This is a genomic window from Thalassospira sp. GB04J01 (assembly GCF_000751115.1).
Taxonomy (GTDB): domain Bacteria; phylum Pseudomonadota; class Alphaproteobacteria; order Rhodospirillales; family Thalassospiraceae; genus Thalassospira; species Thalassospira lucentensis.
The window spans coordinates 126,308-146,677 of the sequence record NZ_CCDX020000012.1 but is presented as its reverse complement, the minus strand read 5'-3'; the positions used below and the strand labels follow the sequence as shown (position 1 = coordinate 146,677).

18 protein-coding genes are annotated in these 20,370 nt (G+C 54.3%); 6 read left to right on the top strand and 12 right to left on the bottom strand.

Annotated elements, in window-relative coordinates; all coding sequences use genetic code 11:
* Positions 1-55 precede the first annotated feature (55 nt).
* The 11 genes from AMM48_RS12060 to AMM48_RS12010 form a co-directional block, all read right to left on the bottom strand.
* Positions 56-1,840, bottom strand: coding sequence for an adenine deaminase C-terminal domain-containing protein (locus AMM48_RS12060; RefSeq protein WP_102784237.1), 1,785 nt, complete (start codon positions 1,838-1,840; stop codon positions 56-58).
* Positions 1,837-2,766 carry a nucleoside hydrolase gene (locus AMM48_RS12055; protein ID WP_102784236.1) on the bottom strand — a complete coding sequence of 310 codons (930 nt, stop codon included), beginning with the start codon at positions 2,764-2,766 and terminating at the stop codon, positions 1,837-1,839. Before AMM48_RS12055 ends, AMM48_RS12060 begins: the two co-directional genes overlap by 4 nt.
* Complete coding sequence (locus AMM48_RS12050) at positions 2,766-3,800, bottom strand: ABC transporter ATP-binding protein (RefSeq protein ID WP_102784235.1); 1,035 nt, start codon at positions 3,798-3,800, stop codon at positions 2,766-2,768. The genes AMM48_RS12055 and AMM48_RS12050 overlap by 1 nt, the downstream gene beginning before the upstream one ends.
* Positions 3,793-4,572 (bottom strand): ABC transporter permease, encoded by a 780-nt coding sequence (locus tag AMM48_RS12045; protein WP_101302772.1) that lies wholly within the window; start codon positions 4,570-4,572, stop codon positions 3,793-3,795. The genes AMM48_RS12050 and AMM48_RS12045 overlap by 8 nt, the downstream gene beginning before the upstream one ends.
* The gene (locus AMM48_RS12040; protein ID WP_102784234.1) at positions 4,569-5,396 is read right to left on the bottom strand and encodes an ABC transporter permease; all 828 of its coding nucleotides are present in this window, start codon (positions 5,394-5,396) and stop codon (positions 4,569-4,571) included. Before AMM48_RS12040 ends, AMM48_RS12045 begins: the two co-directional genes overlap by 4 nt.
* 129 nt (positions 5,397-5,525) lie before the next feature.
* Positions 5,526-6,551: an ABC transporter substrate-binding protein gene (locus AMM48_RS12035; RefSeq protein WP_244271215.1), complete on the bottom strand. Its 1,026-nt coding sequence runs from the start codon at positions 6,549-6,551 to the stop codon at positions 5,526-5,528.
* Positions 6,551-7,630, bottom strand: coding sequence for a LacI family DNA-binding transcriptional regulator (locus tag AMM48_RS12030; RefSeq protein WP_244271214.1), 1,080 nt, complete (start codon positions 7,628-7,630; stop codon positions 6,551-6,553). The genes AMM48_RS12035 and AMM48_RS12030 overlap by 1 nt, the downstream gene beginning before the upstream one ends.
* A gap of 330 nt (positions 7,631-7,960) precedes the next feature.
* The gene (locus AMM48_RS12025) at positions 7,961-10,699 is read right to left on the bottom strand and encodes a sensor histidine kinase (RefSeq protein WP_102784233.1); all 2,739 of its coding nucleotides are present in this window, start codon (positions 10,697-10,699) and stop codon (positions 7,961-7,963) included.
* Positions 10,700-10,704: 5 nt separating this feature from the next.
* On the bottom strand, positions 10,705-10,926 hold the full coding sequence (locus tag AMM48_RS12020; RefSeq protein WP_022731446.1) for a hypothetical protein: 222 nt from the start codon (positions 10,924-10,926) through the stop codon (positions 10,705-10,707).
* A gap of 33 nt (positions 10,927-10,959) precedes the next feature.
* Positions 10,960-11,343, bottom strand: a complete 384-nt coding sequence (locus AMM48_RS12015; RefSeq protein WP_022731445.1) for a response regulator — start codon at positions 11,341-11,343, stop codon at positions 10,960-10,962.
* 153 nt (positions 11,344-11,496) lie between these two features.
* Entirely contained in the window at positions 11,497-13,074 is a 1,578-nt protein-coding gene (locus tag AMM48_RS12010) for a helix-turn-helix domain-containing protein (protein ID WP_102784232.1), read from the bottom strand.
* Positions 13,075-13,275: 201 nt separating this feature from the next.
* On the opposite strand from AMM48_RS12010, the gene AMM48_RS12005 reads away from it, so the two are divergent.
* The 5 genes from AMM48_RS12005 to AMM48_RS11985 all read left to right on the top strand — a co-directional run bounded on the left by AMM48_RS12005 (position 13,276) and on the right by AMM48_RS11985 (position 18,456).
* A complete protein-coding gene (locus AMM48_RS12005; protein WP_102784231.1) occupies positions 13,276-14,637 on the top strand; it encodes an ABC transporter substrate-binding protein in 1,362 nt (453 codons plus the stop codon).
* 117 nt (positions 14,638-14,754) lie between these two features.
* Positions 14,755-15,771 (top strand): branched-chain amino acid ABC transporter permease, encoded by a 1,017-nt coding sequence (locus AMM48_RS12000; protein ID WP_102784230.1) that lies wholly within the window; start codon positions 14,755-14,757, stop codon positions 15,769-15,771.
* 1 nt (position 15,772) lies between these two features.
* Positions 15,773-16,942, top strand: coding sequence for a branched-chain amino acid ABC transporter permease (locus tag AMM48_RS11995; protein WP_244271213.1), 1,170 nt, complete (start codon positions 15,773-15,775; stop codon positions 16,940-16,942).
* A gap of 3 nt (positions 16,943-16,945) precedes the next feature.
* Entirely contained in the window at positions 16,946-17,707 is a 762-nt protein-coding gene (locus tag AMM48_RS11990; RefSeq protein WP_022731440.1) for an ABC transporter ATP-binding protein, read from the top strand.
* On the top strand, positions 17,704-18,456 hold the full coding sequence (locus AMM48_RS11985; RefSeq protein ID WP_022731439.1) for an ABC transporter ATP-binding protein: 753 nt from the start codon (positions 17,704-17,706) through the stop codon (positions 18,454-18,456). Before AMM48_RS11990 ends, AMM48_RS11985 begins: the two co-directional genes overlap by 4 nt.
* Positions 18,457-18,565: 109 nt before the next feature.
* Here AMM48_RS11985 and AMM48_RS11980 read toward each other — a convergent pair whose 3' ends face one another.
* Positions 18,566-19,036 carry an Lrp/AsnC family transcriptional regulator gene (locus tag AMM48_RS11980; protein WP_198413530.1) on the bottom strand — a complete coding sequence of 157 codons (471 nt, stop codon included), beginning with the start codon at positions 19,034-19,036 and terminating at the stop codon, positions 18,566-18,568.
* A gap of 144 nt (positions 19,037-19,180) precedes the next feature.
* Between AMM48_RS11980 and hppD the strand changes: the two genes are divergently transcribed.
* Positions 19,181-20,293: a 4-hydroxyphenylpyruvate dioxygenase gene (gene hppD / locus AMM48_RS11975; RefSeq protein WP_102784229.1), complete on the top strand. Its 1,113-nt coding sequence runs from the start codon at positions 19,181-19,183 to the stop codon at positions 20,291-20,293.
* Positions 20,294-20,370 lie beyond the last annotated feature (77 nt).

Genomic DNA, 20,370 nt, shown 5'->3' with positions numbered 1-20,370 from the left:
AAACAAAACGGGCGCAAAATCTTGCGCCCGTTTTGTTTGATAGAACCATTGCGGATTACTGGGAACCCAGCACCGGCGTTTCCAGAAGTTTACCGATTTCGACATCGCCAATGCCGCGATCGGTTTGGTGGGGGCCCGCATTGCACGCAAGGGTCGCGCCAAACAGCGCCTTGAACACCAGATACGGCGGGTTCCAATCAACGATGGCATCGGTGGCCGCCCGGATGTGGGAGAATTGTTCGGCGACTTGATCCATCGGGGCGTCGGACACCAGCCCACACAGCGGCAGCGGCAAGATCGCATCGAGTTTACCGTTTGACGCAACCGCCATTCCACCACCGACCTTGATCACCGCATTGGCGGCAATTGCCATGTCTTTGGGGTTGCCGCCAAAAACAGTCAGGTTGTGGCTGTCGTGTGAAACAGTGGTGCAAACCGCACCGCGCCATGTGCCCCAGTTTTCCAACAGGCCCACACGTGGTGTGCCATCAACCTTGCCATGGCGATGCGCGACCGCGATCAAAGTCGTGCCATCGGGTGGGATGACAAAACCGTCTTTGACGTCTGCCTCAACCTCGCCCCAGCGGGTGAAGCGCGGGCGATCAATGGTTGCGATACGGACTTTGTCACCGGTTGCAGCAATGCGGAAATCATCGACTGTCAGTGTGCCGATCTTCATGGTGTCGGTCAGCGGGGCCGGGTCAAGGGCCGTGGGCTGTGTTTGAAGTTCACCAGATTTTGCGACCATTTTGCCATTGGCAATAACGGTGTGGGCGACAAAGTCGTCAAGGTCATCAAAAATGACAATATCGGCCCGTCGTCCGGCGGCAATGAGCCCCAAGTCATTGCGTCCCAAACGCGTGGCGGCATTCAGCGTTGCGGCGCGCAAGGCCCATTGGGGTTTTATGCCATAACGCACCAAACGCCGCACAACATCATCAAGCCCGCCTGCGTTGGCCAGATCATCGGGGAAAACATCATCTGTGCAAAGTGTGACGGTTTGCGGCAGGAAACCAAGCTCATTGAGAGTTTGCACAAACCCCGGCAGCAAATGGTCATGCGATCCACGCATCTCAATCGTCAGCCCGGCGCGCAGTTTTGCCATCAGATCGTCGTTTGACACCAACTCATGGTCCGATCCTATGCCCGCAGCGACAAAGGCGGTAAGGTCGCTGTTTTCCAGTCCCCGTGCATGGCCGCACACCAGTTTTTGCGATGTCAGGCCCGCTTGAACAATGCTGCTCATGCGCGGATCACGGTCGATGACGCCGCGCATGTTCATGACCTCGGCAACGCCATGGATGTCTGGCCATGACAGCATTTCGGTCATAGCATCGCCATTAAAATCAGCCCCTGATACTTCATACCCCGGTGCGGCGGGAACGCAGGACGGCGCAAGGGTTAGGACACGCAACGGCAAATCACGCACCGCATCGGTTGCCCAGCGCACTCCGTCAAGCCCCAGCACATTGCCAAATTCATGCGGGTCCCAGACCGTGGTGGTGACACCGCGTGGCACGACGGTTGCGGCATAGGTCGCAGGCGTGGTCATCGAGCTTTCAACATGCATGTGCGTGTCAATCAGGCCCGGACTGATAAACCTGCCCCGTGCACTGATCAGGGTGCGGGTGTCGCTTCGGGTGGCGGGTTCGTGGACACTGGCGATCATTTTTCCAACAATGCCGATATCGGCAAGGCGGATTTCGTCGGTGACCATATCAACGATTTTCCCACCGACGATCAGCACGTCAAACGGGGCATCGCCACGGGCAGCAGCAACCGCGCGCGCGCGTAAGGCATCGTCATGCAGGTCAAGGGGTTCTGAATTTCTGTCTGTCATTTTGCAGCTTCTGCCTTTAACGCGTCAAAGATCATGGTGCGTGCATGATCGGCATCAACTGTCACACCATATTGCGCATTGAATTTGGCGGTTGCGGTGGGGTCAATATGGGTTTGCCCCCGCGCGACACCATGGCTGGTATCAACCGCGACATGGGTGTTGGCAAATTGCACAACGTCAGGGTCAAGGAGTGTAATTGCGGCAACCGGATCAAAAATCGCCATGCCACTGCGTCCGCGTGAAATCCCGATATTGATGTAGCCGTCGGTCAGATCAGCCAAAAGGCTGGCATTCTGGCCGCCAGCAATGCGGATGGCATGGACATCGTCCGGGGTCGCAATAACCTTGCGGCACAGATCAAGTTCAACCATGCGAACAGGCAATTCATGGGCCAGTACAATTGCCAGAGCTTCGGGATCGGCAAAGGCATTATATTCGGCAAGGGCAGTATGATTGCCGCGCCCCGCCGCACCGCCCATCCAAGTAATCTGGTCGATCTTGCAGGCCAAATCTGGACGGGCCAAGGCCAAAGCGGCAAGGTTGCCAAGTGGACCAAGGGCCAGAATATGTTTCCTGTCATCCTCAGGGGCAGGCTGTTCAAGCCACTCGCACAGGGCGCCAAAGGCACAGCGTTCAGTCACAGGGCGACATTCAGGCAAATGTGCGCCTGCACTTTGCATGCCGCGTGGGCCAAGGATGGCCTGTGCGGTTTCAAGCCCCCCCAGAACAGCCTTTTCACGCCCAGTAAAGATCGGAAAATCCCAGCCAAACAGTTTGGCCGCACTGGCCGCATTGCTGCGCACGGTTTCAAGCGGACTGTTGCCCGCAATCAAAGACATGCCGTCAATCTGGCGTCCGGCATGGGCTAGAACCAGCACAGAAGCCAGATCGTCAAACCCCATATCGGTGTCGATCCAAAGTCCCATTACAAGCTCCCGGTGCGGGCAAGCTGGGCGGCTTTGGCGACCGGAAGGTCAAATTTAAGCACTGCGCCAAAATCATGCGCCGGAAGGGCAGCATCACATTCGGCCTTGATCTGTCCAAGCGGGGTATCAAGCAGGTATTCGCGCGTGCCCCCGGCAAAGGATGTGCCGCGCACGGTTCCCTCATACGGGCCTTCGCCCAACGTGACCATGGACGGACGCCAGGCAAGCCCCTTGGTCGCATCATCAATGTCGCCCGAAATGGCAACGTCGCCATTTGCGGTTTTGATGGTGTCGCCGACCCGTTCAAAGACGTTTTCAAAACCAACAAAGTCGGCCACGAAATCGGACGCCGGGTTGTTATAGATGTCTTCAGGGGTTCCGATTTGTTCGATATGACCATCCAGCATCACAATGATGCGGTCGGCCATGGCAAGGGCTTCGACCTGATCATGGGTAACAAAAATCATCGTCACGCCGCTTTCTTTTTGCACACGCTGTAGCTCGGTGCGCATTTCAAGTCGCAGGCGCGCATCAAGGTTCGAAAGCGGCTCATCAAGCAGCAATACCTTGGGTTCCATCACCATGGACCGGGCAAGGGACACGCGCTGTTGCTGCCCACCGGAAAGTTCGGCGGGTTTGCGGGTGGCATATTGCGACAGGCCGACGGTTTTAAGGCCATCGTTTACACGGGTTTCAAGGTCCTTACCCTTAACACCCATCAGTTTCAGGCCAAAGGCGACGTTTTCATAAACGTTGAGATGCGGGAAAAGCGCATAGGATTGAAACACCAGCCCGACCGGGCGCTTGTTGGCTGGAACGCGGGTGATGTTTGTACCGTCCAGAACAATGGCGCCCGATGCCGGTTCCATCAGCCCGGCAATGGCGCGCATGGTTGTGGTTTTGCCACAGCCCGACGGGCCAAGCAGGGCGACAAGTTCGCCCTTGGCGATATCAAGGTCCATTTCCGGCACGGCAACGTTTTTGCCATAGGACAGGGTCAGTTTTTCAAGAGACAGAAAACGGGAATCAGACATAGCGGGAAAATCCTAGGAAACGTTCGGCCAGAAAGACAATGCCCAGCGACATGAAAGCAAGCAGCGCAGACAGGGCTGCGACCGATGGGTCATAGGTGATCTCCATATAGGAGAGCATGTCGATTGGCAGGGTGCGCACACCCGGACCAGACAGAAACAGCGACACGGGCACCTGATTAAAGCTGGTGACAAACCCCAGAATGAAGGCGGCCAGAATACCACCGCGAATATTGGGCATCACCACCCGGAAAAAGGCACCAACGCGCGAACAGCCCAAAAGCACAGCGGCTTCTTCGATGTCGGAGCGCAGGTTGGTCAGGCTGGCCGATACCACCCGCACGGCATAGGGCAGGATCAACGCGGTATGGGCCAGAAACAGCGCAAACAGAATGCCGAAATTAAACGGAACAACGAAATAACGCAGCAAAGCCAAACCAACGATGATACCCGGCACAATGATTGGCGATGACACGATGGTGCGGATGGTTTCGGCACCCGGTACCTTGTAACGCGACAATGCATAGCTTGCCGGAATGCCAAGGATCAGGGCGGCAATCGTACCGCCAATTGCCAGAAACATCGAAATGCCAAAACTGGCCCGGAAACTTTCGACCTCAAACACCTTGATCACCCAGCGCAACGACAATCCCTGTGGCGGGAAGGACAGCGTTTCACCGGCTGACAGCGACGCGGCAATGATGATGATGAATGGGCCGATCAAAAAGGCCAGAACCAGCAACAGGATGATCGGGGCATAAAGCTTGTTACTCATCGCTTGTTCCTTGCAGTTGCCAGTCGTTTGAGCAGAAGGTTGGCGGCAAACGCCATCACAATCAGGATCAGGGCAATCACCGAGGCCGAGACAAAATCATTGGCCATCGTCACACGCTGATACAGCAAGGTTTCAAGCATCAGAACTTTTGACCCACCCAGAATGGCCGGGGTGATATAGGCGGTCATGGATCCGGTGAACACAAGCGTTCCGCCAATAACCAGACCTTCCTTGGTCAGTGGCAGGATGACCTTGGTGAACACCTGAAGCCAGTTCGCACCCAGAACCCGTGCGGCGGGGACCGCATCGCGCGGCATGTTCTCAAGCGCGCTGATCAGCGAAATGATCATCAACGGCAAGAACAGTTGCAATAGCCCGATAAACACCGCGGTTTCGGTAAACAGAAAGCGGATCGGTTCATCACTTAAACCCACAGCAACCAGTGCCTCATTGACAATGCCGGTACGGCCCAGAATGACGATCCATGCATATGTCCGGGCAACCGGCGAAATCATCAACGGCAGGACCACAAGCCCGGTAATGCGGCCTTTGCCCTTGGGCGGCAAATTGACAATTGCGAAGGCTGCGGCATAACCGATGACTGCGGAGGCGACTGTGACCATGGCGGCAAGTTTCAGGGTACGCAGAAATACCGCCTGATTAAGCGGCTGCGCAAAAAAGTCGATATAGGCTTGTATTGTCCAGCTATCACCGGATCGGAATCCCTCGGAAAGAAGGATCACCACGGGCACCAAAAAGATGGCACCGGCAAAGATCGCGGCAGGCAGGACCAGCGCAAAGGCCTCGGCCCGGTTCTGAAACATCTCAGCAACCTTGTCGTCGATAAGTTAAGTAAATGGTGGCGCGACGGGGAGGTGGGGCGTCGCGTTTAGCGTCTTGGATCGATCATCGGGGCAGGTGCGGTCACCAGCCCCGAATTCAGATCCGGTGTCTTATTGACCGACCTTGTTGTTCCATTGCGATAACCAGTTTTCGCGGTTATCCAGGGCAACTTCAGACGGGATGAGATGGAGGTTCTTAACCGTTTCCGCGCCATAGGTCAGATTGTCGGCAACCTCATCAGATACCACGACATCCTTGTTGGCCGGGCTGTCGACAAGGTTCTCGGCCAGGGCGGTCTGAATGTCGGTCGACAACCAGAAATCCATGAACTCAAGTGCGAGATCGCGGTTCTTGCTGCCTTTGGTCAGGACCATGACGTTCATGCCGCCAGACTGGCCTTCCTTGGGGGTGGCCCATTTGATCGGCATGTCCATTTTCGAGAAACCGGCCCATGCGAAACGGCCAATCGGTGCGGCCCAGATTTCTTCTTGCTGCATCAACTGAACCAGTTGGGACGACCGGACATAGAAGGTGACGATGTCGTCTTTTTTCTCGCCAACCTTGGTAATCGGAGTTTTAAGCGACGGGTCTTCATCGCCCAGGGCCTTACCCAGCATATAAAGGGTCAGCGGGCCTTGCGTCGTGGTGACGTTTGGCAATGCCACGCGCCCGGCAAGATCGTCAGACAAAAGATCGGCCCAGCTATCAATGGTGACCTTGTCGGAACGATAGGCGATCGAACTTGCATAGAAGGTGTAGCCGATGCTCATGCCATCGCCATTGGGGTCTTTGGCAATGTCATAAAGCTTGTCAAAATTGGCAAGCTTGCTGTTGTCGATTTTGTCGGTCAGGCCGTTGCGTGCCGCAGAAAGCGCATCGCGCATGGAAATCACCGCCAGATCAATGACCGGGTTTTCCTTGTTGGCTTCGATTTTGGCCAGACGTTCGACGGAGTTTCCAGTTTCAACAACCAGTTCACAGCCACATTTTTCTTCGAACGGCTCATACAGGTGTTCCTTGAAGGCATCCTGTGCAAAACCATAAACGGAAATGGTCAGGGTTTTTTCTTCGGCCTTGGCAGCGGTGACGCTTAGGATCAGCGCGGCAGATGCCATCATCAGCTTTTTAATCGCCATTATAGAATTTCTCCATTCGGGCTTGGTGTGGCGGGTGAAACTGCCGGGCCGCTTGAGGCGCGCACCATCAGTTCCATGGAAACCTTGGACGTATCGGCTTTGACAGTGTGTGAAACCGCCGCACCGTTCTTGTGTTCAATATTGTGTTCAATTGTTCTGGGGGTTTCGATTTCTGTGATCAGGGCGGCAATCGCGATTTGTGCGATCTGCGTCATGTTCATATGCACCGTGGTAAGCGACGGGGTAACCACCGGGGCAAACACCAGATCATCAAAACCGGTAACGCTGACCTGTTGCGGAACCTTGATGCCCGCTGTTTGCAGTTCGGTCAGAACGCGCAAGGCATGCAAATCCGAAACCGCGGCAATCGCCGTAACACCGGATTTTACATGATCCATCAGGCCCAGCGACGTGCGGTCTGGCTGCGCGTTGAGCAGCGTTTCAATCCAGATCGTCTGATGGCGTGTATCGGAACCAAGGGCGGCTTTCATGCCGCCAATGCGGTCATTTTGCACGTTTGACGCCTGATCATGGCCGACAAACAGGAAATTGCGATGGCCAAGGTCCTGAAGGTGGCGGGTGATTTCTGCTCCGCCTTCCCAATGGTCGGCTGAAACGGTGTTGCCCGGTGTTGACGGGGTATCGACCATGGCAACCGGGCAGCTTACCGACCCGATGCGCGTCCCGCGGCGTGGAATAACCACCAGCCCATCAACGCCGCGTTCAATCAGCCGTGCGATGGCCTGTGTCTGGGTGGTGACGTCACCGCGTGAATCGGCAATCAAAACCCCGTATCCGGCATTGGATGCGGCGACTTCCATCGCCTGTGCGATTTGCGGGAAAAGCGGATTGGAAATATCCGGCAGGACCAGCCCCAAAACATTGGATCGCCCCGTGCGAAGCGCGCGTCCGGCATTGCTGGGGACATAGCCAAGTTCGGCTGCTGTTGCGCGGATTTTTTCTACCAGATCGGCCGATACACGACCCTTGCCAGAAAGCGCGTTGGACACAGTCGCCGACGACACGCCAACTGCTTTGGCGATCTGGGTCATGTTCGGTCCGATACGCGATGCAGCCAAGGGGGCCTCCGCAGAAACGTGAAACTGTTTCAAGTCAAGTGACGTGATTAAACGATTAACCAAGTGCGTCAGTGTTAATCGAACCGATCCTGTGAGTCGAGTTAAAATTTATCCATTATCCCTGACGGGATAAGGTTCCTATGGTGGAAGCACGGGTGAAATTTGCGATAGAATATTGAAAAGCTGATATAAATATCTGCTGGGGGCCGAGTGGGCAAAAGTGTCCGCGAAAAAGCATGCGCCTGTGGTCAGGATGCGGTGGGACACAGCAGAATGACGGACGCATTGACAGGTGATCGTCCCGATTCATGATTGGGATCTGAAGGGTCGTTATGTGCTTGGGGCAAACACATGACCGGGGATAAAGACACGGAATGTCGCGCCTTTACCCGGTGGGCTTTCGGCCCATATTTTGCCCTGACAATGTTCAACAACATGTTTGGCAATCGCCAGGCCCAATCCCGATCCCGATGGTTTGGGCTTATCATCGGCATATTTCCCCCCGCGTGAGAATTTATCAAAAATGATCTCAAGCTCGTTGGGGGCAATGCCGCGGCCATTATCGGTGATCGATACCAGATACCCACCGTCCATGGCCTCGCCCCGGACAGAAACGCTGGGATATTCCGGATCCGAAAACTTTGCCGCATTTGACAACAGGTTGATGAACACTTGTGTCAGGCGGTCCCGATCAACATGCAGCATCACGGTCTGTGCCGCGAGATCGGTGGTAAGTGCAACCCCCTTGCGATCCAGCAACCCTTTGACCGCATCGACACTTTCATCAAGCACGGTACGCGGATCAACATCAATCGCCCGCCAATCGGAATGACCGGCTTCAAGTCGGGCCAGATCAAGGTGATCGTCAATAAGGCGGGTCAGGCGTTCGCTTTCACGCACAATGATGCTGAGGAAATGTTCGGCCCGCTCATGGTCAAGGGTGGGGGTGTCGACCAGAATTTCGGAAAATGACCGGATAGAGGTCAAAGGTGTTCGGAATTCGTGACTGACCATGGTCAGGAATTCATCCTTAAGCCGGTCGAGTTCTTTGAGCCGATCATTGGCCGCGCGCAGCTCGGCAGCAGCCTTTTCAAGCTCCGCCGATTTTTGTTCAAGGCGCTGGGAATATTCAATAACGTGCGATGTTTCCTCAAGGATTTCGAGCACTTCCTCAAGGCTGACCATTTCGCCCTTGGCCACCGATGATACCATCACACGCGCCGATGCTGCCCCGATCGACCCGGCCAAAAGCCGTTCGGTAAAGGCAATCATATCGGCGTTTGCCTCCCCCTTGCCGCGCCATGGGGTGTCTTTTTCCCAGCCAAAGTCACGGAACGAATGAAACGCGCGTTCGCGGCCCAGAAACCGTTCGACAAGCTCATAAAGATCATCGACCGATGCCGATGACCGCCAGATAACGGTATCCTGTCCTTTGCGTGAAAAGGCATCGACAAACAGGGTTGCCTGAATGCGTTCCAGTGCACTTGGCGATGTGAACAGGCTGATCAGAACGTAAAATGCGGTATTAAGCGACATTGACCAGATCAGCGCATGGGTCAGCGGTTCGAAATCTGACAGACCAAACAGGCTTTCGGGGCGCAACCACGGATGGCCAAACGCACCGTTCAGGATCAGGGCCGGGTTCATCCAGCCGCTATCGGCAAGCGACGGCAGCAAAAGCGTATAGGTCCAAATCAGAAAACCAACCACAAGCCCGACCTGTGCGCCGGTTTTTGTGCCACCTTTCCAATACAGCCCACCAATCATGATCGGTATGAACTGTGCCGTGGCCGCAAAGGAAATCAGCCCGATTTCAGCCAGGGCGTCACTGGCCCCCGCTGACCGGTAATAGGCAAAGCCCAAAAATACGACGACGACGATGGATGCGCGCCGGATGAAAATCAAAAGCCCGGTCAAATCATCGCGTTCGGTCATGCGAAACGGACGAATGCGCAGCAAGGCCGGAACGATAAGGTCATTACACACCATGGTCGAAAGCGCGATGGTGGCGACAATTACCATGCTGGTACTGGCCGAAAGCCCGCCGACATAAGCCAGAAGAGCCAGAAGCGACTGGCCTTCAAACAGCGGCACGGATATGACAAAAAAGTCCGGGTCCGACCATGCCGGAAGGGCGCCAAGCCCCGCCAAGGCAATCGGCAGGACAAACAGGTTCATGCCCAGCAAATAAAGCGGGAAGGCCCAGCTTGCGGTCGGCAAATGGCGTTCATCGACATTTTCAACAATGATGACCTGAAACTGGCGCGGCAAGCACAGGATGGCCGCCATCGACAGCATCATCAATGTCATCCAGCGCGCACTACCATCTTCAGGCAGCTGCAAAAGCTTGGCGGTGTCAGGCGTGTCGAGTGCCTGTGAAAACAGGTGATCAATCCCGTCATACATCACAAAGCAAACAAAGATGCCGACCGCCAGAAGGGCAAACATCTTAACCAGACTTTCAAAGGCAATGGCCGCAACCATGCCTTCGTGATGTTCATCGGCATCAATGAACCGCGTGCCAAACAGAATACCAAACAGGGCCAATCCAACTGCGGCCCAGAAGCCACTGTCTGAAAACACGCTTATGGTTTCGGCAACCGGTTGGGTCATGCCGTAATCCCAGACGGTCAGAACCGTATAGCTGGTGGCAATCGCTTTGAGCTGAAGGGCAATATAGGGCGTTGTGCCAATCACCGCGATCAAGGTGACCAATACAGAAAGCTGCGTACTTTTGCCGTACCGTGACGAGATGAAATCGGCAATTGAGGTAATGCGGTGCGCCTTGGAAATGCGCAGCATCTTGCGCAGCAAAAACCACCAGCCAAGGAAGATCACGGTCGGGCCAAGGTAAATGGTCAGATATTCAAGCCCGTTACGCGCGGCCGTGCCGACCGCCCCGTAAAAGGTCCAGGATGTGCAATATACTGCAATCGAAAGCGTATAGACGGTTGGATTGCGGACCCATGATCGCCCGTCGCGCGCACGTTTGTCGCCCCACCATGCAATGGCGTACAACAAGCCGACATACCCAATCGATACCAAGATGACCAGTTCAGAGGACAGCATATAGTCTATGGCCTCTCTGACTGGGCGACTTTACGTAACGACCGGGTGAGAATGGCGCAAAGTGCAATCAGGACGGCCCATCCAGCAAAGAAATACACAAACAGGATCGGCAGGCCAAAGATTTGCCCATCAAGCGAAAAGACCCCAACCAACGGCGGTATCCATGCAAAAAACGCGGCAAGGACCAAAACAAATGCCCGTTCCGTCAATCTGCGTGGTGGTGTCATGATGGGGCTCCTGCCAATTGGGTGAAGGCTGCGTTAGCATTCCGTTCGTTCAAGCAGGGCCTTTACCCGCGAGACAACATCGCGGGTTGAAAAGGGTTTGGTCACGAAATCATCAACGCCAAGTTCCAATCCCTTGCGCCGGTCGACTTCGCGTGTTTTGGCCGTCAGCATCATGATCGGGATCGGTTTGGTTTTCGGATCGGCGCGCACGGCGCGTACGACTTCAAACCCGTCACAGCCGGGCATCATGACATCAAGGAGCACCATGTCGGGAATGTCGCGGGCGATCATTTTAATCGCGGTTTGGCCATCTGTGGCCACGCTGACATCATAGCCTTCTTTTTCCATCAAAAAGCTAAGTGACTCAACAATGGTTTCCTCATCTTCGGCGATCAGGACCTTGGGTCTCTTGTTCAAAGGACGTTCTCCCCGATTTTTCGGATTTTATGCGGCCAATCCTAACCGTTAATTGATCGAATTATAATGCTACTTTGGGGTGGTATGGTTCATGCGATCAGTCAGGGTGCCAATGTGCGTTAAAATTGCAAGGGTCCTGCAAGACACGTGTGACTATGCGCCGGGCGATACAAGTGCCGTATCCGACATTTCATACGCCCGTTGCCGACAATCTTCGCGCGGGCATTGTCGGCACGATATCCCGACGGGAATGGCTGAATCGGGCCGCTCAAGCGGTAACCCATCGGCATAGACCACATCATGGGCAAAGGCCGTATCACAGCCAATCATCACCGAATAAACCGATTGCGGAACCCCGTATCCACCCGCCCCTGTGCGAAGTGCACGCGCGACAAACAAATATTCACTTGTGTCAGGCAGGCGGACAAATTGCGGAATGACCCGTTCAGGGGCGAGATATGCTTCATGCACCGCCCAGCGCGGGCAGGCCCCGCCATAGCGCGGCAGTTGCAAGCCCGATGCTGAAAACCGTTTGGAAATATTACCGGCAATATCGGTTCGCAAAAGGTGGAAGGGAATGCCTTCCGATCCGGTGCGCCGCAAGGTTGTCAGGCGGTGACAGATTTGTTCCCAGCTTGCCGCATAGCGTTGCTGCAGCAATTCAATGTCGTGGCGGAACGTGCGCGCATCGGCAAGAAACTGTTCATAAGGAAACAAGAGGGCCGCCGCACAATAGGACACCAACGCCTCGGTTGCACGGTGTCGTCCGGCATCGCTGCTAATCGATGCCTTATCAAGAACGCCGTTGATGGCATCAATCGCCTCGATGCTGCAGATGGTGCGCGCTGCCTGAAACCGTGCGGACGTGATTGGCAATGCGCGCGAAAACCGCACTGTTTTGGTTTTCTGGTCCCACTCAAAAGCGCCGGTGGGGAATTCTTCAGAAGGTAAACGTTCAACCCTGATCTTGTGATGGCTTTCAAGGTAGTTGATCAGGTCGGTCAGGAACAATCCACCGTCCGGGTCAATCGCCGGGCGCATGTTGGCTGCTTGATCCTCAAGCGACGGGAAGTAGTTGGCATTGTCATTAAGCAGATCATCGACTTCTTCGGCCGGGCTTGTCGCCGGGCGCCCGGCATCACCGCGTTCAAGAAAGTTGAAAATCTCGGTCGCGGATTCGGCCAGTCTCTGTGATTCACGCACCAGTGTGGCGTTAAAGCGCGCGCGCTGTTCATTGGGCAGGTCGTCATAATCGTTGAAAATCTCGGCAACAGAGCGGATCGAGGTGATCCGCGTCAGGATCGAGTGGCTGGCTTCGGTCAAAAATGGATCGTGGCTGAGGCGCTCGGACAGGGCATCGACATTGTCCAGCCCGCTACGATAGGCACGATACAGTGACAGAAAAGCCGCAATCATGCCCGGTGCGGCGGCGATCATGGACGGAAACTCGCTGCGTTCAATCGGGGTCGTGCGAAACACCGGATCAGACGCGGCTTCGCTGAGGTCTGATAAGAGGCGACTTTCTTCCGAACCTGACAATGTATGGGGTTGAATGTCCAGCGCCTCGGCAATGCGCATCAGCAGCCCACCCCCAATCGAACGTCGGTTATGTTCAATTAGGTTGAGATATGACGGCGAAATCCCGGCGGTCTTGGCCAGCGCATTCTGGGTCATGCCGATGTCTTTACGACGACCGCGAATACGATGTCCGATGGGGGCCTGACGGGTCATACTAAAGTCTCATTTTTGACAAAATTTACAAATTTTCACAACGTCCATCTATATATTTACAAAAAAACTCTTCTATATCAACTAGGTGTTGATTCATTTTCAACGCACCCCCATTGTTTTGACAGGTCGTGAAAAAAACAAACCAGAAAATAGGCCTCAGATTTTTCTGAAACAAATCCCAAGACATTGGGGAGGAAAACCATGTCGGAGACCAAGAATATTCTGAATGTATCACGTCGTACGGTCCTTAAAGGATCCGCGGCAACCACAGGTGCGGCCCTTATCGGCGGCACTTTCCCGATGCATTTCATCAAGAACGCCCACGCCCAGACTTTCCGGGGCGATCCGGGCAATGCCAGCAGCATCAAACTCGGCTTTAACGTACCGCAGTCCGGTCCGTACGCCGATGAGGGTGCTGACGAATTACGTGCCTATCAGCTTGCGGTCAAACACCTCAATGGTGAAGGCGACGGCGGCATGATGAATACCATCAAGCCACTTGAGCTCAAAGGCAACGGTATCCTCGGCAAGAAAGTCGAGTTTGTTACCGGTGATACCCAGACCAAATCCGACGCGGCACGTGCATCGGCAAAGCGCATGATCGAAAAAGACAACGTTGCCATGATTACCGGTGGTTCGTCCTCGGGCGTTGCTGTTGCGGTTCAGGGTCTCTGCCAGGAAATGGGCGTGATCTTTATGGCGGGTTTGACCCACTCGAACGATACAACGGGTAAAGACAAAAAGCGTTATGGCTTCCGCCATTTCTTCAACGCTTATATGTCTGGTCAGGCAATTGCGCCGGTTCTTTTGGATGAATACGGTGCAGAACGTCGCGCCTATCACCTGACGGCTGATTACACTTGGGGTTGGACTCAGGAAGAATCGATCAAAGCCGCAACCGAGAATATCGGTTGGGAAACTGTGAACACTGTCCGTACCCCGGTTGGTGCAGGCGACTTCTCGCAGTATATCACGCCGGTTCTGAACTCTGGCGCCGATGTCCTGATCCTGAACCACTATGGTAAGGATATGGTCAACTCGCTGACTCAGGCTGTTCAGTTTGGTCTGCGTGACAAACAGGTAAATGGCAAGAACTTCGAAATCGTTGTTCCGCTGTACTCCCGTCTGATGGCACAGGGTGCTGGCGATGCTGCAAAAGGCATCCTGGGTACCACCAACTGGCATTGGTCGCTGCAGGATGAAGGCTCACAGGCCTTTGTGAAATCCTTTGGTCAGGAATACGGCTTCCCGCCGTCCCAGGCTGCGCACACTTGCTATGTTCAGACGCTGCTTTATGCAAATGCGTGTGAAATGGCCGGTACGTTTGCACCTTGGGAAGTCATCAAACAGCTCGAAGGTTTCGAGTTCGATGGCGCTGGCAACGGCCCGACCCTGTACCGTGCAGAAGACCATCAGTGCTTCAAAGATGTTCTGGTTGTACGTGGTAAACAAGAACCACAGTCCAACTTTGACCTTCTTGAAGTCGTCAAGGAAGTGCCGCGTGCACAGGTTGAGTATCCGGCCGACATGTTCGGTGGGGAACTGGGCCCGTATCAGGTTTGATACAGTCCAAATAATGCAAGCAGGGCCGACCATTTCCGAATGGTCGGCCCATTTGCCAGCACGCAGGTCTCTTTGGTCTTTTCATTAAGTCCTTTACGAATACGCGGCGGATAACTGATGGACGCTATATTTCTTCAAATTCTCAATGGTTTGGACAAGGGCGGTGCTTATGCACTGATCGCACTTGGCTTGACTTTGGTGTTCGGCACGCTTGGCGTGGTGAACTTTGCCCATGGTGCCATCTTTATGATGGGCGCCTTTTGTGCGGTAACGCTCGAAAAAATTCTGACCCTTTCGGTCCGAGTCAAAGACGAATCCGTGACCTTCTTTGATGCCTACAAGGAAACGCCTTACCTTGAAGTCTGGTTTGGCGATACCGGTAGTGCGATTATCAATTGGTCGGTGCCGTTATCGATCATTCTTGCAATACCCGTGATGTTGTTGATCGGCATCGTGATGGAACGCAGTTTGATCCGGTACTTCTATAAACGTCCACACGCCGACCAGATCCTTGTGACCTTTGGCCTGGCCATTGTGATGCAGGAACTGATCAAGGCGTTCTTTGGCGCCAACCCGATCCCGCAGGGGGCACCGGATATTGTTGCCGGTTCTGCTGCAATCGGGGCTGTGTTCGGCCTTGGCGAAGCTGTTGTTTACCCTTGGTGGCGTCTGATTTATCTGGCGTTCTCTCTTGTGACCATCGGGCTTGTTTTCTCGTTCCTGCATTTCACCACCTATGGGATGGTTGTGCGCGCCGGGATGGCGGACCGCGAAACGGTCGAGCTTCTTGGGATTAACATCGAACGGCGCTTTACGATTGTGTTTGGCATGGCTGCGGTGGTCGCAGGCCTTGCAGGCGTGATGTACACGCCAGTTCTGCCCCCGGATTACCATTTGGGGATGGATTTCCTTGTGCTGTCATTTGTCGTGGTGGTTGTCGGGGGTATGGGCTCTTTGCCCGGTGCGGTGCTCGCAGGGTTCCTGCTGGGTATCTTGCAGTCCTTCTCATCCATGACCGAGGTAAAAGATATCTTCCCGGGCATTGACCAAGTCATCATTTACCTTGTTGCCGTCGTTATTCTGCTGACCCGCCCGCGTGGTCTGATGGGTCGTCGCGGTGTGATGGAGAGCTAAAATGACAAACACAAAAATCGTCTCGCCAAAGCAGGATATCCTTTACATGGTCATTCTGTCGGCAGTGGTCCTGACCATGCCGATCTGGCTGCAGCCCTTTGGGGCGGCCTATCCTGACCTGATGCAGAAATTCATGATCTTTGGCATCTTTGCCATTGGCTACAACATTCTGTTTGGTCTTACGGGGTATCTTTCCTTTGGCCATGCGGCCTTTCTCGGGGTGGGCTCTTACACCGCTGTCTGGTCGTTTAAACTGCTGTCGATGAACGTTATTCCGGCGTTGATTTTCGGAACTGTGCTGTCAGGGTTGTTTGCGCTGGCCATCGGGTTTGTCTCGTTGCGCCGCTCGGGGATTTACTTCTCGATCCTGACACTCGCATTTGCGCAGATGTCCTATAACCTGGCCTATTCTGTTCTGACCCCGATCACCAATGGTGAAACCGGTCTGCAGTTGACCCAGGGGGATGCGCGTATTCTGGATCGTGCGGCTGGTATTCAGGCTGATGCGTCGCTTCCGACCCCGAACCTGTTTGGGATTGAAGGCATCGGCTATTCCGGGTTCTATATTTGTGCGGCCTTGATGTTGATTTCGTTCTTCATCTATCTGCGCATCTTCCGGTCCCCATTTGGCCTGAAACTGCGTGCGATCAAATCAAACCAGAGCCGTATGGGATACACCGGGTATAATACCCGTCCCTATTTGATGACGGCCTTTGTCATCTCGGGCATGTATGCCGGGCTTGCTGGATCGCTTCTGGCGGTCACCGATCCGTTGGCAGGTGCTGAACGCATGCAATGGACCGCATCGGGCGAGATTGTCCTGATCACCATTCTTGGCGGTGTTGGAACGCTGATCGGGCCGCTGCTTGGTGCTGGCGTCATCAAGTATTTCGAGAATATCCTGTCGGCCTTTAACGATTCAGTTCTTTTGAATGCGTTTTCGTTCCTGCCGGACTGGATGGCAAATGCATTCGCATCGGTTCTGAGCCTGTTTGTTGGCGATGGCTGGCATCTGACACTTGGTCTGGTGTTTATGCTGATCGTGATCTTCTTGCCCGGTGGCATCATGGAAGGGATCAGTCGCCTGTGGCGTCTTGTCAGCAGCCGTTTGTCATCTCCATCGGCGCCCAAAGACACAGAAAAAGAACAACCTTCGACGAAGGAGGCCTGATTGATGTCTGAATACATTCTTGATGTAACCGATGTGGACAAGAATTTCGGCGGTTTGCGCGCGTTGTCTGACATCAATCTTCGGGTCAAGGAAGGCACAGTTCATGCCATCATTGGTCCGAACGGTGCGGGGAAATCGACGCTTCTGAACGTGATCGTCGGGCGTCTTGCCCCCAACCGGGGGCGGGTTTTGCTTGGTGACGAGGTTCTGACGGGTAAACAACCCCACGAGATTAACCAGCTTGGGGTTGCGCGTGTCTTCCAGACACCGGAAATCTTCCCGGATTTGTCATTGTTGCAAAACGTGATGATCCCGGCATTTGCCAAGCGCGATGGCGAATTCAAAATGGGGTTCCTCAAAAGCCTGTTTGCGGAAAATGAAATCCGCGAACAGGCCGAGCATCTTCTTGAGGATGTCGGGTTGATTGATCATCAGGATCAGATTGCAAGTTCGATGTCGCGCGGCGATAAACGCCGGCTTGAACTGGCAATGTGTTTGGGCCAGCGTCCCAAGCTGTTCCTGCTTGATGAACCGACTGCGGGTATGTCGCGTCATGACACCAACCGCACGATTGAACTGCTGCAAAGGATCAAGGAACGCGGCATGACGAAGGTGATTATTGAACATGACATGCATGTTGTGTTCAGTCTGGCCGACCGCATCAGTGTTCTGGCACAGGGCGCAATTATTGCCGAAGGCACCCCTGAAGAAGTGCGCAATGATCCCAGAGTAAAAGAAGCCTACCTCGGAGGGGAAGCGGTATGAACGCAGTGCCAAAAACGGAACCTGTTCGCAATCAGGGCGGTGACCCGGCGTTTTTCTCGGTCCATAACCTGCATGCCTATTACGGCGAAAGCTATATCGTGCAAGGTGTGTCCTTCGACATCCGCGAAGGTGAGATCCTGGCCCTTTTGGGGCGTAACGGGGCGGGTAAAACATCGACCTTGCGGGCCCTGGCCCGCATGGCGAACCCGGAACTCAAGCATGGTGAAATCTGGCTCGACCATCAGCCGCTTCACACCATGAAGGCATGGCAGGCGGCCCAGCTTGGGCTTCAGCTTGTGCCAGAAGATCGTCGGATCATTCCGGGCATGACGGTTGAACAGAACCTGGAACTGGCCCAGATTGCCGAGCCGATCGGCTGGTCGATTGAGCGCATCTATGAACTGTTCCCGCGTCTTGGCGAAAGGGCGGAACAGGAAGCCATCACGCTTTCGGGTGGTGAACAGCAGATGTTGGCAATTGGCCGGGCACTTGCCCGCGATATCAAGCTTCTGTTGCTTGATGAACCATACGAAGGCTTGGCGCCGGTGATTGTTCAGGAAATTGAAAAGACGCTGCAAAACGTAAAAAAACTGGGCATCACCACGATCATTGTTGAGCAAAATGCCATCGCGGCACTCAAGCTTGCGGATCGCGCGATCATTATGGACAGCGGTGAAATCGTCTTTGATGGCACCGCGCAAGAGGTTCTCGATAACGAAGAACTGCGTGACCAGTATCTCGCGATCTGACGATTTGATTTGGGGGGAGTTCGAAGCTCAGGGATAGGGGGAGTTTCGAAACAGAAAAGACCGTACCTTCGGGTGCGGTCTTTTTTCGTGTGGGCGTGCGGGTCAAATTTCAGGTTTGCGCACCAATAGCCACTCCCTCAAAATCCTTGAGCACGTTTAGGACAATTGATGTTTTGACATGCTGGACCGAGTCATGGGGCAAAAGCACCTCATTGACGAAATGCGACAATGCGGCAAGATCGCGTGTTGCGACCTTAAGGTGATAATCCATCTCCCCGGTCAGGGAAAAGGCCTCAAGGACCTCAGGCAAATCGGCCAGAAGCCGGGCAAACCGTTTGGCATTGTCGCGGTTATGGGTGGCAAGCGTGACGGATATCACCACCAGCAACCCCAACCCCATTTTCTGACGGTCGATATCGGCCCGATATCCGCGGATGACCTTGTCATCTTCAAGCCGCGCACGACGGCGCGAGCATTGCGATGCCGAAAGTCCGATCCGCTCAGACAGGTCATTGTTGGTCAGGCGGCCGTCCTTTTGCAGTTCGGCCAGCAATTTAAGGTCTAATTTATCAAGTTGCATGATATCCGCACTATATTGATGAACTATGCATGATGTGTGCATTAATGGGTCAGAATCAACCATAAATGCATGCACTTTGCGCGTGGTTTGGCGCACGATTGGATTAATCAGAGATTGAATAATTCCAGTCAGAGGAGACTTCATATGGGCCCGTTCCCCCATGATGCGCCGCGCGCCACCATCACCGACAAAAATCCCGCCGGTACGGACGGGTTCGAGTTTGTCGAATTTGCCCATGAAGACGCCGCAACACTTGAAGCCCTGTTTACCCGCATGGGCTATGTGCCGGTCGCCAAGCACAAAACCAAAAACATCACCGTCTGGCGTCAGGGCGATATCAACTACATCCTCAATGCCGAACCGGGCAGTCACGCGATGACGTTTGTGCAAAAGCATGGCCCGTGTGCGCCCTCGATGGCGTGGCGTGTGGTCGATGCCAAACACGCCTTTGATCATGCAGTGGCCAAGGGGGCAGAGCCCTATGTTGCCGATGACAAGACGCTCGATGTGCCCGCCATTGTCGGGATCGGCGGCTCCATCATTTATTTCATCGACACATATGATGAAACTGGATCGGCCTATGACGCGGAATTTGACTGGCTGGGCGACCGCGACCCGAAGCCTGAAGGGGTCGGCTTCTATTATCTCGACCATCTGACCCATAACGTCTATCGCGGAAATATGGACAAATGGTGGGATTTCTATCGTGATCTGTTTGGTTTTACCCAGATCCATTTCTTTGACATTGCCGGGAAAATCACCGGTTTGGTCAGCCGTGCGATCACCTCACCTTGCGGTAAAATCCGCATTCCGCTGAATGAATCGACCGATGATAAAAGCCAGATCGAAGAGTATCTGAAAAAATACAAAGGCGAAGGCATTCAGCATATCGCGGTCGGCACGGACGGCATTTACGATGCCACCGATAAGCTTGCGGCCAATGAACTTAAATTCATGCCCGGTCCGCCGGAAACCTATTACGAAAAATCCCACGAGCGCGTGCACGGTCATGATGAACCGATTGAACGGATGAAACAGCACGGCATCCTGATTGACGGCGAAGGGGTGATTGATGGCGGCATGACCAAAATCCTGCTGCAAATCTTCTCAAAAACCGTCATCGGCCCGATCTTTTTCGAGTTTATCCAGCGCAAAGGCGACGAAGGCTTTGGCGAGGGTAACTTCCGCGCCCTGTTTGAAAGCATCGAAGAAGACCAAATTCGCCGCGGTGTTTTGAAAGTTGATGCTGCGGAATAGGGTTCCAGACCCCATATCCCAGTCAGGACCGTGTTTCGCGCGGTCCTGACGGTTTGTTGTTATCGTAGACGGGATTG

What these genes read in the sequence shown, in the direction of transcription:
- AMM48_RS12060 (WP_102784237.1), bottom strand. Translation starts at nt 1,840, where the DNA reads ATGACAGACAGAAATTCAGAACCCCTTGACCTGCATGACGATGCCTTA.
- AMM48_RS12055 (WP_102784236.1), bottom strand. Translation starts at nt 2,766, where the DNA reads ATGGGACTTTGGATCGACACCGATATGGGGTTTGACGATCTGGCTTCT.
- AMM48_RS12050 (WP_102784235.1), bottom strand. Translation starts at nt 3,800, where the DNA reads ATGTCTGATTCCCGTTTTCTGTCTCTTGAAAAACTGACCCTGTCCTAT.
- AMM48_RS12045 (WP_101302772.1), bottom strand. Translation starts at nt 4,572, where the DNA reads ATGAGTAACAAGCTTTATGCCCCGATCATCCTGTTGCTGGTTCTGGCC.
- AMM48_RS12040 (WP_102784234.1), bottom strand. Translation starts at nt 5,396, where the DNA reads ATGTTTCAGAACCGGGCCGAGGCCTTTGCGCTGGTCCTGCCTGCCGCG.
- AMM48_RS12035 (WP_244271215.1), bottom strand. Translation starts at nt 6,551, where the DNA reads ATGGCGATTAAAAAGCTGATGATGGCATCTGCCGCGCTGATCCTAAGC.
- AMM48_RS12025 (WP_102784233.1), bottom strand. Translation starts at nt 10,699, where the DNA reads ATGCTGTCCTCTGAACTGGTCATCTTGGTATCGATTGGGTATGTCGGC.
- AMM48_RS12020 (WP_022731446.1), bottom strand. Translation starts at nt 10,926, where the DNA reads ATGACACCACCACGCAGATTGACGGAACGGGCATTTGTTTTGGTCCTT.
- AMM48_RS12010 (WP_102784232.1), bottom strand. Translation starts at nt 13,074, where the DNA reads ATGACCCGTCAGGCCCCCATCGGACATCGTATTCGCGGTCGTCGTAAA.
- AMM48_RS12005 (WP_102784231.1), top strand. Translation starts at nt 13,276, where the DNA reads ATGTCGGAGACCAAGAATATTCTGAATGTATCACGTCGTACGGTCCTT.
- AMM48_RS12000 (WP_102784230.1), top strand. Translation starts at nt 14,755, where the DNA reads ATGGACGCTATATTTCTTCAAATTCTCAATGGTTTGGACAAGGGCGGT.
- AMM48_RS11995 (WP_244271213.1), top strand. Translation starts at nt 15,773, where the DNA reads ATGACAAACACAAAAATCGTCTCGCCAAAGCAGGATATCCTTTACATG.
- AMM48_RS11990 (WP_022731440.1), top strand. Translation starts at nt 16,946, where the DNA reads ATGTCTGAATACATTCTTGATGTAACCGATGTGGACAAGAATTTCGGC.
- AMM48_RS11985 (WP_022731439.1), top strand. Translation starts at nt 17,704, where the DNA reads ATGAACGCAGTGCCAAAAACGGAACCTGTTCGCAATCAGGGCGGTGAC.
- AMM48_RS11980 (WP_198413530.1), bottom strand. Translation starts at nt 19,036, where the DNA reads ATGCAACTTGATAAATTAGACCTTAAATTGCTGGCCGAACTGCAAAAG.
- hppD (WP_102784229.1), top strand. Translation starts at nt 19,181, where the DNA reads ATGGGCCCGTTCCCCCATGATGCGCCGCGCGCCACCATCACCGACAAA.